The sequence below is a fragment of the Streptomyces sp. NBC_00104 genome (assembly GCF_045160825.1).
Taxonomy (GTDB): domain Bacteria; phylum Actinomycetota; class Actinomycetes; order Streptomycetales; family Streptomycetaceae; genus Streptomyces.
The window spans coordinates 643327-658077 of record NZ_CP108215.1 but is presented as its reverse complement, the minus strand read 5'-3'; the positions used below and the strand labels follow the sequence as shown (position 1 = coordinate 658077).

General features: G+C 70.7%; 10 protein-coding genes and 1 pseudogene. 7 read left to right on the top strand and 4 right to left on the bottom strand.

Features of this window, described 5'->3' with window-relative positions; all coding sequences use genetic code 11:
* Positions 1–37 precede the first annotated feature (37 nt).
* Together OG272_RS02740 and OG272_RS02735 are read right to left on the bottom strand one after the other, a co-directional pair.
* Positions 38–1621 carry a Na+/H+ antiporter gene (locus OG272_RS02740; protein ID WP_405892404.1) on the bottom strand — a complete coding sequence of 528 codons (1584 nt, stop codon included), beginning with the start codon at positions 1619–1621 and terminating at the stop codon, positions 38–40.
* Positions 1622–1752: 131 nt separating this feature from the next.
* Entirely contained in the window at positions 1753–2127 is a 375-nt protein-coding gene (locus OG272_RS02735; RefSeq protein WP_405892403.1) for a DUF2255 family protein, read from the bottom strand.
* A gap of 315 nt (positions 2128–2442) precedes the next feature.
* Here OG272_RS02735 and OG272_RS02730 point away from each other — a divergent pair, with 315 nt between their 5' ends.
* The 7 genes from OG272_RS02730 (at position 2443) to OG272_RS02700 (ending at position 11156) form a co-directional block, all read left to right on the top strand.
* Positions 2443–3342, top strand: coding sequence for a helix-turn-helix transcriptional regulator (locus OG272_RS02730; protein WP_405892402.1), 900 nt, complete (start codon positions 2443–2445; stop codon positions 3340–3342).
* A gap of 420 nt (positions 3343–3762) precedes the next feature.
* On the top strand, positions 3763–4401 hold the full coding sequence (locus OG272_RS02725) for a (2Fe-2S)-binding protein (protein ID WP_405892400.1): 639 nt from the start codon (positions 3763–3765) through the stop codon (positions 4399–4401).
* A 12-nt stretch (positions 4402–4413) separates the two neighbouring features.
* The gene (locus tag OG272_RS02720; RefSeq protein WP_405892398.1) at positions 4414–5397 is read left to right on the top strand and encodes an FAD binding domain-containing protein; all 984 of its coding nucleotides are present in this window, start codon (positions 4414–4416) and stop codon (positions 5395–5397) included.
* Positions 5394–7589 (top strand): xanthine dehydrogenase family protein molybdopterin-binding subunit, encoded by a 2196-nt coding sequence (locus OG272_RS02715; protein ID WP_405892397.1) that lies wholly within the window; start codon positions 5394–5396, stop codon positions 7587–7589. The genes OG272_RS02720 and OG272_RS02715 overlap by 4 nt, the downstream gene beginning before the upstream one ends.
* A 172-nt stretch (positions 7590–7761) precedes the next feature.
* Complete coding sequence (locus OG272_RS02710; protein WP_405892395.1) at positions 7762–8901, top strand: XdhC family protein; 1140 nt, start codon at positions 7762–7764, stop codon at positions 8899–8901.
* Between the two features lie 119 nt (positions 8902–9020).
* Positions 9021–9866, top strand: coding sequence for an SDR family oxidoreductase (locus OG272_RS02705; RefSeq protein WP_405892394.1), 846 nt, complete (start codon positions 9021–9023; stop codon positions 9864–9866).
* Positions 9867–10076: 210 nt separating this feature from the next.
* Positions 10077–11156 (top strand): PQQ-dependent sugar dehydrogenase, encoded by a 1080-nt coding sequence (locus OG272_RS02700; protein WP_405895974.1) that lies wholly within the window; start codon positions 10077–10079, stop codon positions 11154–11156.
* Between the two features lie 312 nt (positions 11157–11468).
* On the opposite strand, the gene OG272_RS02695 is transcribed toward OG272_RS02700, so the two are convergent.
* Together OG272_RS02695 and OG272_RS02690 are read right to left on the bottom strand one after the other, a co-directional pair.
* Positions 11469–12695 carry an aldo/keto reductase gene (locus tag OG272_RS02695; RefSeq protein ID WP_405892393.1) on the bottom strand — a complete coding sequence of 409 codons (1227 nt, stop codon included), beginning with the start codon at positions 12693–12695 and terminating at the stop codon, positions 11469–11471.
* A 1069-nt stretch (positions 12696–13764) separates the two neighbouring features.
* Positions 13765–14750: pseudogene (locus OG272_RS02690) on the bottom strand (aldo/keto reductase).
* Position 14751 lies beyond the last annotated feature (1 nt).

Genomic DNA, 14751 nt, shown 5'->3' with positions numbered 1-14751 from the left:
GCGCGTGAGGTGGGACAGGAGAAGGGATGGCGTCGGGTCAGTCGCTCAAGTCGGCTCCGGACAGGCGTACTTCCTCGATGTCGAGGTAGGCCTGCACCTGGCGCAGCACGGTGTCGTCGATATGGTGCTCGTCGCGGAGTCGGACGACCGTGGCGCGCTTGCGGGTGAGGAGCGCGAGGCGCAGCGCGGTGTAGTCCTCCTTGTGTCGCAGGACCACGCCGTCGGTGTCGTCGCCGGCGGCCCGCACGACGCGCAGGTGGGTCTCGTACTCGCGGCGCGACCATTCGGCGACCTCCGGGGCGGTGCCGAGGTCGGCGGCCACGTCCGGCAGCGCCTTGAGGGCCTCCTCGGCGGCGGTGGTCTCGGCGAGGGAGTGCTCCTCCTCGGCGGAGGTGTCGTGGGGCAGGCGGGCCCAGCGGACCACGCGGGGCAGGAGCAGGCCCTGCACCACCAGGGTCAGCATGATGACGCCGGAGGTCACGAAGACGATCACGTCGCGGTCGGGAAAGGGGGCGCCGGAGTCGAGCGCCTCCGGTACCGACAGCGCCACGGCCAGTGACACCGCCCCCCGGAATCCGGTGACCCCGCCGACCACCCGGGCCCGGTGACTCATGCGGCGCAGCCGCTGCTGCGGACGGCGGTCCAGCAGGCGGATCAGGTACACCGCACCGAACTGGAAGGCGAAGCGCACGACGACGAGCACCACGGACACGCCCCCGACGGTGACCAGAGCGTGGGTGAGGTCGTCGCTGGTCAGGTCGCGGACGGCCGACTGGGCCTCCAGGCCGACGAGGACGAACAGGGAGGCGTTGAGCAGGAACGTCGACAGCGACCAGAACGCCTGCGCCTGCCGCCGTGTCGCGGCCCCGGGCAGGCGTGGGCCGACCTGGCTCATGATGAGCCCGGCCACCACGACGGCCAGGACGCCGGAGGCCTCGATCTGCTCGGCGACGAGGAACGCGGTGAAGGGGATGCCGATCGTGACCACGTTGCCCAGCAGGGGGTCGTCCAGGCGCCGGCGCAGCTGGATGCCGAGCCAGGCGGTCACCGCTCCGGCCGCGGCCCCGCCGGTGTAGGCGAGGAGGAAGAGCCACCCGACGTGCGGCACGCTGAAGTGCTCCTCGCCGACGGTGATGCCGACGGCGAGTCCGTAGACGACCAGGGCCGTGCCGTCGTTGATCAGGCTCTCGGCACGCAGCAGGGTGATGCTGCGGCGGGGCAGCATACGGGCGAGGACCCCGACCGTCGTCGCGTCGGTGGGCGCCACGGCGGCGCCGAGCACCCACGCCGGCCCCCACGGCAACCCCAGGGCGTGCGCGACGGCTGCCACGGCCCAGGCGGTGAGAATGACCAGCGCGGTGCTCATCAGCATGATGCCGCGCAGATCCTGTCGGATCCCGCGCAGGGAGGTGGTCAGGCTCTCCCAGTACAGGAGCGCCGGGAGGAACAGCAGCAGCATTGCCTCGGGCGGCAGACGCACTTCACGCAGGGCCGGGACGAAGCCCAGCAGCGCCCCTGCCGCCAGCAGCAGGACGGGCGGGGCGATACGGAGGCGGTCTCCGGCGACCTGGCACACGAGCACGGTCGCGCACAGGACCACGACGAGTTCGAGACCGAGCACGTTTCATCTCCTGGACGGGTGGTGCGAGCGCGACGGGCGACAGGTGGTGCGAGCGCGGCGGGCGGCGGCGCAGTGCGCGGGACGGTTCTTGTATCTGGGCTCGGAGTGCGGGCCGCTTCGGGAATCCGGGCTCAGCGCTGCACGAGCCGCATCGTCGTGGAGGACGCCTCGGGGCTCGTGATGGCCTTGATGATCTCCGCGGCGTAGTTGCCGTACTTGCTGCGGTACGCGGCGTCCACCTGGCCATCGATGTCGTGGTCGGCGTCCACGAAGGAGACGTCCCTGTCCACGCCGCCGGCCCGGATGTGGCCCTCCTGACGGGTCCGCGTGGTGCGGAACCAGTCGGAGGCGGGCCCGTACACCGAACGGACGTAGATCCCGTCACCCACGCGCACGACCCAGATCGTGCGTGGCGTGCTCAGTGCACCGTCGCGTCGCACGGACGCGATCACCAGTTCCTCCGCGGCCCCGACCCTGTCGAGCTCGTCGTTCGTCCATGCCGTCACCAAGTGGGTCTCCCTCGTCCATGCGGATGTGGTCCATGCGGATGTGGTCCTCGCTGCGGGTGGGTGGCTGTCGAGGTCACGAAGACCAGGGCCGTCACGCTCGGCAAGCGAGCGCGCAGCCTTCGGGGACCGTCACCCCGTACGCCGTGAGCACGCCGCGGACCTGGGGACATCCGCGAGTCCTCAGCTTGACGGGTGGACTCGCCGGGTGACAGACCGCGCTGTGCCAGGCAGTGGTGTTCAGTGCTGTGACAGGGCACCCCTCGGCGTCGCGCGCAGCGCCACACCGGTCCCGGGGCTGCCACACTGAAAGACATGGCACGTGAGCAGCACAGCGGTGGTAGCGGTGGCACCGAGCTGGGACGTTTCCTGAGAGCCCGCCGCACTCGGGTGACGCCCGAAGACGTCGGTCTGCCGGCCGTATCAGGGCTGCGCCGTACACCCGGGCTGCGCCGAGAGGAACTGGCCACCCTCGCCGGCATCAGCATCGACTACTACGCGCGACTGGAGCGCGGGACCGAGACCCGCCCCAGCTCGTCCGTGATCGACGCCCTCGCCCGCGCTCTGCGCCTGGGGGAGGCCGAGCACAAGCACCTGCGGGAACTGGCCGCGATCGCCGACGGGGCCGTGGCCGCGTCGGCGAAGGTACCGAGCCGGTCCGTGCCTCCGGGCACCGAGCTGATCCTGGAGAGCCTGCGGCCCAACCCCGCGTACGTGGTCGGCCGCACCTTCGAACTGCTCGCCGCCAACCCCGGCGGACTTCGGCTGTTCGCCGGGATCGAGGACTGGCAGGGCGAGCAGCGCAACCTCGCCCGCTACGTGTTCCTCCACCCCGCGGCCCGCGCCCTGTTCGACGACTGGGACAACGCGGTCCGCAGCGCCGTCGCATGGCTGCGCGGCCTGGCCGGCATCGAGCCGGACGCCCCCGACCTCGTTCTCATCGTCGACGAACTCCTGAGCAAGAGCCCCGAGTTCGCTCGCATGTGGGAACGCTACGACGTCAAGGGAAACACCAGCGGCAGCCATACGTACCACCACCCCGACGTCGGCCAACTCACCCTCGGCTACCAGGGCATGACACTGAACGGCACTGACAGCCAGCACCTGGTCGTCTTCTACGCCGAGCCCGGCACCCCCGAGTTCGACGCGATGGTCCTCCTCGACAGGGCGGCGCAGGAGCAGGCGACGAAGCCGTCGACATCGTCTGCGCAGTAGCCGACCTGCTTCCCGTCCATCTCTCCCGGGAGACGTGAGCCCGATCTCCGCACCGATTGCGTCAGGCACGCCGTCGCGCCGGCTGCTGGCTGGAACTGGCTCCTACTGCCAGACGTAGGCACGGGAGTCGTACGCAAAGTACTCCCTGGCGTCTCTCCGGCACCCCGCACAGGCTGGACCATGCGCCGAGATCACAGCCGTCACAGCGGCCTTACGGCGCATCTCGGCTCACTGCCGGAACGGCGAGAGCTCGCCCCACAACGGGCTTTCACCGAGGCGTTCGGTGCTGGTCACATCCGCCGGGTGCGGGCGGACAGGCACTTCAGCGTGCATTCCGTACACCCGTGACCGGATGGGTGGGGTCGCACCAGCCCGAGCGGCCGATCTTCCGCTGAATCCCCCCAAAGCGAGAGAGTGCGTATGACCACCGAACTCCCGGACTCACCCCTTCACCTGTCCGAAGAACCCGCGCCCGCGCCGTCACGGCGTACCTTCATCGCGACGACAGCCGCCGTCGGTGGTGTGGTCGCGGCCGGTGGTCTGACCGCGGGCGCGGTTCCGACCGACCAGGAGCCGCCGGCCGCCGAGGCCCCGCCCAGCGGTCGGCTCTCGCTGACCGTCAACGGCGAGCGCCGCACGGTCACGATCGACAACCGGACCTCGTTGCTGGACCTGCTGCGAGAGCACTTCGGGCTGACCGGCTCCAAGAAGGGCTGCAACGCCGGTGCCTGCGGAGCGTGCACGGTTCTGGTCGACGACCGTCGGGTCAACTCCTGTCTGACACTGGCGGTTCGTCTGGAGGGCGCCGAGGTCACCACGATCGAGGGGCTCGCCGACGGCGACCGACTGCACCCGCTGCAGGCGGCGTTCGTCGAACAGGACGCGTTCCAATGCGGCTTCTGCACTCCCGGGCAGATCATGTCCGGCGTCGGCTGCATCGAGGAAGGCCACACGGACTCCGCCGAGGAGATCCGGGAGTGGATGAGCGGCAACATCTGCCGATGCGGCTGTTACGTCAAGATCGTCAAGGCGGTCGACCAAGCCGCCCACGGGAAATGAGGCCCGGCTCCCATGCATCCCTTCTCCTTCACCAAGGCCTCCGACACCGCTGAGGCGCTCACCGCAGGCCGACGTGGCGGGCGCTACATCGCCGGGGGCACCACTCTGGTCGACCTGATGCGCGAGACCGTCGAACGCCCCGACATGCTGGTCGACATCGGTGATCTGCCGCTGCGGGAGGTGACCGTCACCGAGCGTGGAGGCCTGCGCATCGGCGCTCTCGTGCGGATGACGGAGGCCGCCGCCCATCCCAAGGTCCGCACCACCTACCCGGTCATCTCCCAGGCCCTGGAGCTCAGCGCCTCGGCCCAACTGCGCAACATGGCCACCATCGGCGGCAACATCATGCAGCGCACCCGCTGCACCTACTTCCGTGACGTGAGCGCCGCCTGCAACAAGCGCGATCCAGGCTCGGGTTGCGCGGCGCGGGACGGCTTCAACCGCACCCACGCGATCCTCGGCACCTCCGAGTCCTGCGTGGCCACGCACCCCTCCGACGTCGCCGTGGCCTTCGCGGCGCTGGAGGCGCGCGTGCACCTGCTGAGCCCGGACGGGAGTGAGCGCAGCCTCGCCTTCGCCGACTTCCTGCTGCGGCCGGGCAGCACCCCGAACCGCGAACAGGCTCTGCGAAGAGGCGAGTTGATCACCTCGGTCGAGATTCCGGCCCTTCCGCGTCCGCTCAGGTCCGGCTACCTGAAGGTGCGGGACCGGCAGTCGTACGAGTTCGCGCTGACCTCGGCCGCCGTCGCCCTGCACATCCGCGGCGGCGTGATCCGCGAGGCGAAGGTCGCCGTCGGCGGCGTGGGCACCGTGCCCTGGAAGCTGCCCGCTGTCGAGCGTCACCTCATGGGCGAGCGTCCCTCGGACGCACTGTGGGCCGAGGCGTCCAAGGAGGCGTCGGACGGGGCCCGCCCGCTCCAACACAACGGTTTCAAGGTCGAGTTGCTCCAGCGGACCGTCGAACGCCAGCTGCGCATCGTAGGAGGTACCAAGTGAGCCCGCAGCCGCAGGCAGCCGTCGGCGCACCGCTCTCCCGCGTGGACGGACGACTGAAGGTGACCGGTCAGGCGAAGTACGCCGCCGACCACGACCCCGAAGGAGTCGTCCACGCGGTCGTCGTCGACAGCACCGTCGCCCTCGGACGGATCACCGGCATCGACACCCGCGCCGCGCTCGCCCAGTCCGGCGTACTGACGGTGATCAGCCACCTCAACGCACCCACGCTCGCGTACCGCGACAACCCGGGCGGCTACAACCCGCCGGGCAGGCGGCTGCGCGCCTTCCAGGACGACCAGATCCTCTTCCACGGGCAGCCGGTCGCCGTCGTCGTGGCCACCACCCTGGAGGTCGCGCAGCACGCCGCGGACCTCGTGGAGATCGAGTACGACTCGCGGCGGCCCACGACCGACATGAATGGCAGCCCGGCCGGCGGTACGCCCCAGAACTACGCCCGGGGCGACGCGGCGGCGCTGGACTCCGCGGCCGTACGCATGGAGGCGACCTACCGGCTCGCCCGCAACCACCACAACGCGATGGAACCGCACGCCACCGTCGCCCGCTGGTACGGCGACAAGCTCACCGTCTGGGACAAGACCCAGTGGGTGCAGGGCACCCGCAACGAACTCGCCGCCGTGTTCGGCATCCCGCAGGACTCGGTACGCGTCCTCTCGCCCTTCGTCGGCGGCGCGTTCGGCAACGCCTCGCGGGTCTGGCCGCAGACCACCATCGCGGCCCTCGCCGCCCGCGAGACGGGCCGTCCGGTGAAGCTCGCGCTGACCCGCGAGCAGCTCTACTTCCACGTGGGCTACCGGCCCACGTACGAGTACCGGGTACGCATGGGCAGCGACCGGCGCGGCCGCGTGACCGCGATGATCCACGACCTCAGGTCGGAGACCTCCCGCTACGAGACGCACGGGGAGCCCATCCTGAGTCTCGGGCAGATGCTCTACGACACGCCCAACGTCCGTATGACGCAGCAGTCGGTGCCCCTGGACGTGAACACCCCGACCTGGATGCGCGGCCCCGGCTACTCCACCGCCTCCTACGCCGTCGAGTCGGCGATGGACGAACTCGCGTACGAGCTGGGCGTCGACCCGATCGAACTGCGCCTGCGCAACGAACCGGAGCAGGACCCGTCCGACGGGCTGCCGTTCTCCACCCGGCGGCTGCGCGAGTGCCTGGCCACCGGCGCCCGCGAGTTCGGCTGGAACCGCCGTAACCCCCGGCCGCGCTCCACCCACGACGGCGACTGGCTGATCGGCACGGGCATGGCCGCCGGCGCCTACCACACCCGGCGGGACCCGGCCCAGGCCTCGGTCCGGCTGGACGCCGACGGCACCGCACTCGTGCAGTCCGCGGCCAGCGACATGGGCCCGGGTACGTACACCTCCATGACCCAGGTCGCCGCCGACGCCCTCGGTCTGACCATGCGCAACGTGACCTTCCGGCTCGGTGATTCCCTCATGCCACCGGCTCCGCTGCAGGGCGGTTCGAAGACCATGGCCAGTGTCGGATCCGCCGTCCAGGACGGCTGCGACAAGCTGCGGCGGCAGGCGATCAAGCTGGCCGTCGAGGACGAGGAATCGCCGCTGTACGGCGTCGACCCCGCCGATGTCGTCGTACGGGGAGGCCGGCTGCACGTGAAGGACAACCCGGTGCGTGGCGAGACCTACCGGCAGCTCCTGGCCCGCAACAACCGCGGCCGCCTGGAAGCGAACGGGTCCTACGCGCCGGGTGAGGAAGTGGAACGGTTCTCCACTCACGCCTACTGCGCGACGTTCGCCGAGGTCGCCGTAGACCGGCGGCTGGGCCTGGTCCGGGTACGGCGGATGCTCGGTGTCTACGACGTGGGCCGCGTCATCAGCCCCAAGCTCGCCGACAGCCAGGCACTCGGCGCCATGGTGGGCGGCATCGGCACCGCCCTGCTGGAACACACGGTCACCGACCACCGCGACGGACGGATCGTCAACGCCAACCTCGCCGACTACCTCGTCCCCGTCAACGCCGACATCCCCGATCTGCGAGCCGTCTACCTCGAAGGGGAGGACACCGAGGCCGACCCGCTGGGCGTCAAGGGCCTCGGCGAGGTCGTGCAGGTCGGGGTGGCGCCTGCCGTGGCCAACGCGGTGTTCCATGCCACCGGACGCAGGATCCGCGAACTGCCCATCACCGCCGAGGCGCTGATCTGAGCCCGAGGCCCGAGACGAGCCCTCGGACGGCCGGTCGTGGTGAGACGGCCGTCCGGGGTGCTCCCCGAACCGTCCGGCGGCCGACCACGCACAGCCGCCGGACAACAGGGCCGCCGTCGCATCCCGTCGCCCCACGGCCGGCGGCCCTCATACCCCCAACGGAGACCCGCCCATGTTGAACATCGCGGACACGCTGTACGACTGGTGCCGCGAAGCCCATCCCTTCGCCCTCGCCACCGTCATCCACGTCAGCGGAAGCGCACCCCTGCCGCCCGGCACCGCGCTCGCCGTGGACAGCGACGGCAACGCGGTCGGCAGCATCTCCGGAGGCTGCGTCGAGGGGGCCGTCTACGAACTGTGCCGCCAGGTCCTGGCCGACGGCGGCGCCCCCGCACGGGCCCGCTTCGGCTACTCGGACGACGACGCCTTCGCCGTGGGCCTTACCTGCGGCGGTGAGATCGACGTACTGGTGCAGCGAGTGGAACCCGTGGACCGGCCCCACCTCGCCGTCACCCTCGACGAGGTACGGCGAGGCCGCCCTGCCGCCGTCGCGCAGGTGGTGGACGGGCCGCGCGAGCTCCTTGGCCTCACCCTGTGCGTTCGCGGCGACGGCAGCGCGTACGACGGATCCCTGGGCGGCGCGCGGGAGGACAGGAGGGTCGCGGAGCAGGCCCGCGCCCTGCTCCGGGCGGGACGCACCGCACTGGTCGAGGTGGGAGGGGATGCCGCCACCTGCCCCGAGAAGCTGTCCGTGCTCGTCCAGACGTCTGCCTCCCGCCCCCGCATGCTGATCTTCGGCGCCGTCGACTTCGCGTCCGCCCTCAGCCAGGCCGGTCGCTTCCTCGGCTACCGGGTCACCGTCTGCGACGCCCGCCCCGTCTTCGCCACCGCCGCACGCTTCCTCTGCGCCGACGAGGTGGTCGTCGACTGGCCCCACCGCTACCTCGCCGCCACCGAGACTGACGCCCGCACCGCCATCTGCGTCCTCACCCACGACGCCAAGTTCGACATCCCACTCCTGCGCCTGGCCCTGAGCCTGCCCGTGGGGTACGTGGGCGCGATGGGCTCCCGGCGTACCCACGACCACCGCATGGGCCTGCTGCGGGAGGTGGGCGTACCCGAGACGCACCTCGTTCGCCTCAACTCACCGATCGGCTTGGACCTCGGCGCCCGAACTCCCGAGGAGACGGCCCTCTCCATCACCGCGGAAATCATCGCCCGCGCCCACCACGGCACGGGACTGCCTCTCTCCCAGGGCACCGGGCCCATCCACGCGCCCATGGTCGCCAGGGGTGCCCTGGCAGGTCACTGAACACCGCTACAGGGCACAGCCCGGTCTGCCACATCGCGGGCCCGCGGACCAGGCTGAATGCTCGTAGGAGATCCCCTCCTCGGCATTGCCCCCTTATTTTCGATCACAGGAGACAGACGATGGACAAGGACGTAGCGGTCATCATCGGTGCGGGCGGCATCGGCTTGGCGATCGCCCGTCGTGTGGGCATCGGCCGCCTCGTGCTGCTCGCCGACCACAGCGAGAAGGCACTGGGCCTGGCCGCCGAGCAGCTTCGCGGCGCCGGTTACGACGTGACCACGCACCTTGTCGACGTGTCCGAGCACGAAGCGGTCGCCCGGCTCGCCGACGCGGCCGCGGAGCTGGGCCCCGTCACGCAGGTCGTGCACAGCGCCGGGGTATCGCCGGTGCAGGGAAGCACGGAGCAGGTCCTGCACATCGACCTGCTCGGCACCGCGCTGGTCCTCGACGAGTTCGCGCGCGTCATCGCGCCCGGCGGCGCCGGTGTCGTCATCTCCAGCATGGCCGGGCACATGGCGGGCGCGTACCCGTACGACACCGAATACGCGTTGGCGAGCACCCCCGTCTCCGAGCTGCTGGCCCTGCCGTTCCTGGCCCCCGAGGAGGTGGGCGACTCCGGCGCCGCCTACGCCCTGTCCAAGCGGGGCAACGCGCTGCGTGTACAGGCCGCCGCCGTCTCGTGGGGCAGGCACGGCGCCCGCATCAACTGCATCAGCCCCGGAATCATCTCCACGCCGCTGGCCCAGGGCGAGATGTCCGGCCCCGGCGGCGAGGGGTACCGGCAGATGATCGAGACGTCGGCCGCCGGGCGTGTCGGCACCCCCGACGATGTCGCCGAGGCGGCGGCCTTCCTGCTCGGGCACCAGGCCGGCTTCATCACCGGGTCCGACCTCCTGGCCGACGGCGGAGTGATCGCGGCTCTGCGGGCCTCGCAGGTGTGGCCCGTGGGCCGGGCGCAGAGCTGACCCGCCGCCGACGCGGGCCCGCGGGAACGTCGGCCCGCCCGGATCAGCGACCGACTGTGGAGTTCAGGGGCACAGGGGTGAGCCCTGCCCTCCCCAAGCCACTGTCCCCTGGCCGCGCCACCATCCGCATGCATCATCGAGAGGAACCCCGCCGTGTCCCGTCCCACGCCGAAGACGCCCTGGGCCGCAGCCTGCGCCGTCGCTGTACTGATGCTCGCAGGCTGCACATCGGGGAGCTCGGGCGGCGAGGAGGAGCCCGCGTCGTCCGCCGGAACGGACGACGCGGGCTCGGGTTCCTCTCGCGTGCGCGTCCTGCGGACCGTGACGCAGGGACTGAACACCCCGTGGGGCATGGCCGCGCTGCCGGACGGCGACCTGCTGGTCTCCTCCCGAGACGACGGCACGATCACCCGCGTCGACGCGGACAACGGCCGGAAGACCGAGGCCGGCACCGTGCGCGGAGCGCAGGACCTGCCGGGCGAGGGCGGCCTGCTCGGGCTCGTCGTCTCCCCGGACTTCGCCTCCGACCGCCTGGTGTACGCCTACCTCTCCACGGCCTCGGACAACCGCGTCGTCCGCATGCGGTACGACACCTCGCGCCCGCGAGGTGAGCAACTGGGCCGTCCGGAGACGGTGTTGGAGGGAATCCCCACCGGGACGTACCACAACGGTGGTCGGATCACCTTCGGTCCGGACGGCATGCTCTACGCCGGCACCGGCGAGACGTGGGACAAGCCGATCGCCCAGGACCGGGACTCGCTCGGGGGCAAGATCCTGCGCATGACCCCCGAGGGGCGGCCCGCGCGCGGCAACCCCGAACCCGACTCGCTCGTGTACTCCTCCGGCCACCGCAACCCACAGGGCCTGGCCTGGGACGACGGCGGACGGCTGTGGGCGTCGGATTTCGGCCAGGACAACTGGGACGAGCTGAACCTGATCCGCCCCGGACGCAACTACGGCTGGCCGGAGGTCGAGGGCAGAAGCGACCGAGCGGGCTTCACCAATCCGGTGGCGCAGTGGACTCCCGCGGAGGCCTCGCCCAGCGGCATCGCCTACGCCGAGGGCGCCATCTGGATGGCGAGTCTGAGGGGCGAGCGTCTATGGCGCATCCCGCTGGACGGTGCCAAGGTCGCGGGCGAGCCGTCGGCCGTGCTGGAGGGCTCGTACGGCAGGCTGCGCACGGTCGTGGCGGCGGGCGGTGACAGGCTCTGGCTGGTCACCAGCAACACCGACGGCAAGGGTTCACCGGAAGGCAGCGACGACCGGATCCTGCTGCTCCAGGTGTCCTGACGGCATACCACGGCGGACACATCGGGTCCGCCCCCGACCACCGGCCGGCATCGCGGGGCAACTCCCGGAACCTGGACATCCGGCCCACCATCTCCCCGGCCCATTCCCCCGCATGCCCACAAGACCGGCTCCCACTCCATCGAACCGGGGCCACGGCAGGCGCCCTGCAAGGCTGTTGCAAGTCTCGTCTTCTGCGACACGAAACGAATACCGGCAGCGCCCTCCAGCCCCCGGCCGAACATTCCGTAGACGTACGGGAGTTCGGTCGGGGACGGAGGGCGCTGTGCCGCGTTGTTCGGTTTGTGTGGCCGATCAGCGGGGCGGTGCTTCGACGCCCGTCAGCGCGAGGCCCGCCGGCGAGAGCCGGGCACCGTGGATGGTGATGCTCGCGACGGCGGCGTTCAGTTCCTGGAGTTCGTCGGGGCTGAACCTGACCTCTTCCGCGCCGATGTTCTCCAGGAGGTGGGACAGCCGAGTGGTGCTGGGGATCGGTACGATCCACGGCTTCTGGGCCAGCAGCCAGGCGAGGTCGATCTGGGCGGGCGTGGCGCCCTTGCGTACGGCCCACTCCTGGAGCAGCTGTACCAGTGGCATGTTGGCGGCCAGGTTGTCCCGGCTGTTGCGGGGCATCGCGGTCCGGCGGTCTCCCTCCGCGAACCGGGTGTACGGACTCATCGCGCCGGTCGTGAAGCCCATGCCCAAAGGCGCCCAGCACACGAAGCCGATGCCGAGTTCCTCGCAGAGCGGCAGGACCTGCTCCTCCGGTCCGCGCCACAGCGTGGAGTACTCGTTCTGGATCGCGGTGAGCGGCAGGACCGCGTGGGCCCGGCGGATGGTCTGGAGCCCCGGCTCGGACAGGCCCCAGTGCAGCACCTTGCCCTGGGCGATGAGGTCCTTCACGGTGTCGGCGACGTCCTCGATCGGGACGGTGGGGTCGACGCGGTGTTGGTAGAGCAGGTCGATGTGGTCCGTCCGCAGGCGCTTCAGGATGCCGTCGACGGTCTGCCGGATGTGGTCCGGACTGCTGTTCAGACCGGTGTTCGCCCCGGTGTCAGGGTCGATGTTCCAGCCGAACTTGGAGGCGATCACCACGTCGTCGCGGACGGATCGCAGGGCCTCGCCGACGATCCGTTCCGACTCGAACGGCCCGTACGCCTCGGCCGTGTCGAAGAACGTCACCCCTTGATCGACGGCTGTCCGGACGAGGGCGACCATGTCCTTGCGGCTGGTGACGGGGCCGTACAGCTCGCCCGGCATGGTCTGGGTGCCGAGGCCGATGCTGGAGACCTTCAGGGACCCGGGCCCGGACCCGAGCCGACGGTGACCGGTCTGCGTGATGGCTGCGGTCACCGGGTTACGACGGCCGGCGGGGCCCCTGGAACCCGTGGCGGACGATGCCGCTTGCGCCTGTGCCAGCGTGGCCGGCGCGGCCACCGCCGCGGTGGCCGCCAGCCCGGCCGCGCCCATCAGGAAGCCGCGACGGCCGCGACGGCCGCGGTCGGTCGGGGTCCCGTTCGGCGTGCTGTCCTGTTCGTGCATGAGTTACATCCCTCATGGTCGTAGATCGAGAGCGCCCTCGGTGCGTCACCGCGTCACAGTCGGCGGCGAAGAAGCAGACCGCGCCGGAGAGGAGTACCGGGGCACTTCGTCCGGCGGCATCGGCCCACCACGTCCGTGACTTCGGACGGTGCCCCGACCCGTCCGGTGAGGGGCGGGTCCTGTGGTGCCGATGTTGCCGGGCGGTCAGTAAAATTCAAGCAGGGCACCCATCGAGGTGGGAGGCCGTGCTGTTCCACGCCATGCCAGTGCCCCTCAGAAACCGGGCAAAGAGCCCCCTCGGGCCGGGCTTTGCGGCGTTCCGGGAATTCCCGGTGGTCAGGGGCCGTACGGGGCGGTCCGCCATGCACCGCGCATCAACCATGAGTGCGCGGGAGTTCCACGCTCGCCAAACCCACGTTGCCCGAAGGGCTCACCACACGACAGGCCGTGCTGTGCCAGGGAGCGCTGATCAGGGCATTGACAGGGCACTCAACATGCCGCCCAAGCAGATCACTTGTCTGCTATCGGTGGGCCCACCACGACGCCGGAGGCTTGGGCCACGAGCTGAGAGCACTGCAGCACGGCCCGGGCCGTGACCGGAGCCGGACGGGATCATCAAAGGAAGAGCCGCCGGGTCGGTGCGCCGACCGCAAGAACGGAGCGAACGCCGCAGGTCCTCACGTAAGACCATGTCTGCCGGCAGGCGATGTTCCACCAGGTCATGGCCCGGATCGCGGGCCGGTTCGGGTGGGTTGAGCCCCGGGCGACGCGCCCAACTGCTCGGGTTGGTGTCGGGGTGTCGGGGTGTCGAGCGCAAGAGCTACTGGTGGCCGGCCGAGCAGACCGGGCACACCCGGCCCGGGGCGGATGTGGCACCTGCTGTGCTACGCCCGCTGGGACGCGGATGCGTCGGAGACGACATCCGCGTCGAGGGAGACCCCCACCGGTCAGCGACACCCGGAGTCCCACGTCGGGTTTGAGGCGAGCCCCGCAGGCGTGCAGGAACTCTCGCGGCACGCCGACGATCGAGTACGGGCATCGATTCGGTACGCCGCCGGGTGCCGACCGGTCAGGAGAAGAAGATGGGCATGCGCGGAACATACGGCGCCTCAAGGGTGTCGACCTCGTCGTCGGTGAGCCGGATGTCGAGCGCCGCGACGGCGTCGGCCAGGTGGTGCGGCTTGGTGGCGCCCACGATCGGGGCCGAGACCACCGGGTTCTTGAGCACCCAGGCCAGCGCGACCTGTGCCATGGACACCCCGCGCCCCTCGGCGATCTTCTGCACGGTGTCGACGACGGCCTTGTCGCTGTCGAGGAAGAGCGGCCGGCCGTTCATGTCGACCTGGCGTCCTCCTCCGACCTGCGTGTCGTGCCCTGTTCACCCCAGGGGCGGGTCACCCTTCCCCCGGCGAGGGGGCTCCAGGGGATGCTGCCCACGCCCTGGTCCGCGAGCAGGCCGAACATCTCCCGCTCCTCTTCGCGGTGGATCACACTGTAGTGATCCTGCATGGACACGAAGCGCGTCCAGCCGTTCGCCTCCGCGGCGTGCTGCAGCTTGGCGAACTGCCAGGCCCACATCGACGAGGCGCCGATGTAGCGGGCCTTGCCCGCCTTGACCACGTCGTGCAGCGCCTCCATCGTCTCCTCGACCGGAGTCTCGGGATCGAAGCGGTGGATCTGGTAGAGGTCGACGTAGTCGGTGTCCAGGCGCCGCAGAGAAGCGTCGATCTGCTCCATGACGGCCTTGCGCGAGAGCCCCGCGCCGCCCGGCCCTTGGTGCATGGGCTGGAACAGCTTCGTGGCGAGGACGATGTCATCGCGCGGGGTGTACTTCCGCAGCGCGCGCCCGACGATCTCCTCCGAGCTGCCCATGCCGTAGATGTTGGCGGTGTCCCAGAACGTGATGCCGAGTTCGACGGTCTGCCGGAAGACCGGCTCGGCCGCCGCGTCGTCGAGCACCCACGGCATCCGCTTCGCCGGGTCGCCGAAGCTCATGCCGCCGAGCGCGATACGGCTGACCTTCAGGCCCGAGGTTCCCAGGCGCGTGTACTCCATG

Bases quoted from the DNA above. Each gene is read 5' to 3' on its own strand.
- OG272_RS02725 (WP_405892400.1), top strand. From the start codon at position 3,763: ATGACCACCGAACTCCCGGACTCACCCCTTCACCTGTCCGAAGAACCC.
- OG272_RS02695 (WP_405892393.1), bottom strand. From the start codon at position 12,695: ATGCACGAACAGGACAGCACGCCGAACGGGACCCCGACCGACCGCGGC.
- OG272_RS02720 (WP_405892398.1), top strand. From the start codon at position 4,414: ATGCATCCCTTCTCCTTCACCAAGGCCTCCGACACCGCTGAGGCGCTC.
- OG272_RS02700 (WP_405895974.1), top strand. From the start codon at position 10,077: ATGCTCGCAGGCTGCACATCGGGGAGCTCGGGCGGCGAGGAGGAGCCC.
- OG272_RS02730 (WP_405892402.1), top strand. From the start codon at position 2,443: ATGGCACGTGAGCAGCACAGCGGTGGTAGCGGTGGCACCGAGCTGGGA.
- OG272_RS02710 (WP_405892395.1), top strand. From the start codon at position 7,762: ATGTTGAACATCGCGGACACGCTGTACGACTGGTGCCGCGAAGCCCAT.
- OG272_RS02705 (WP_405892394.1), top strand. From the start codon at position 9,021: ATGGACAAGGACGTAGCGGTCATCATCGGTGCGGGCGGCATCGGCTTG.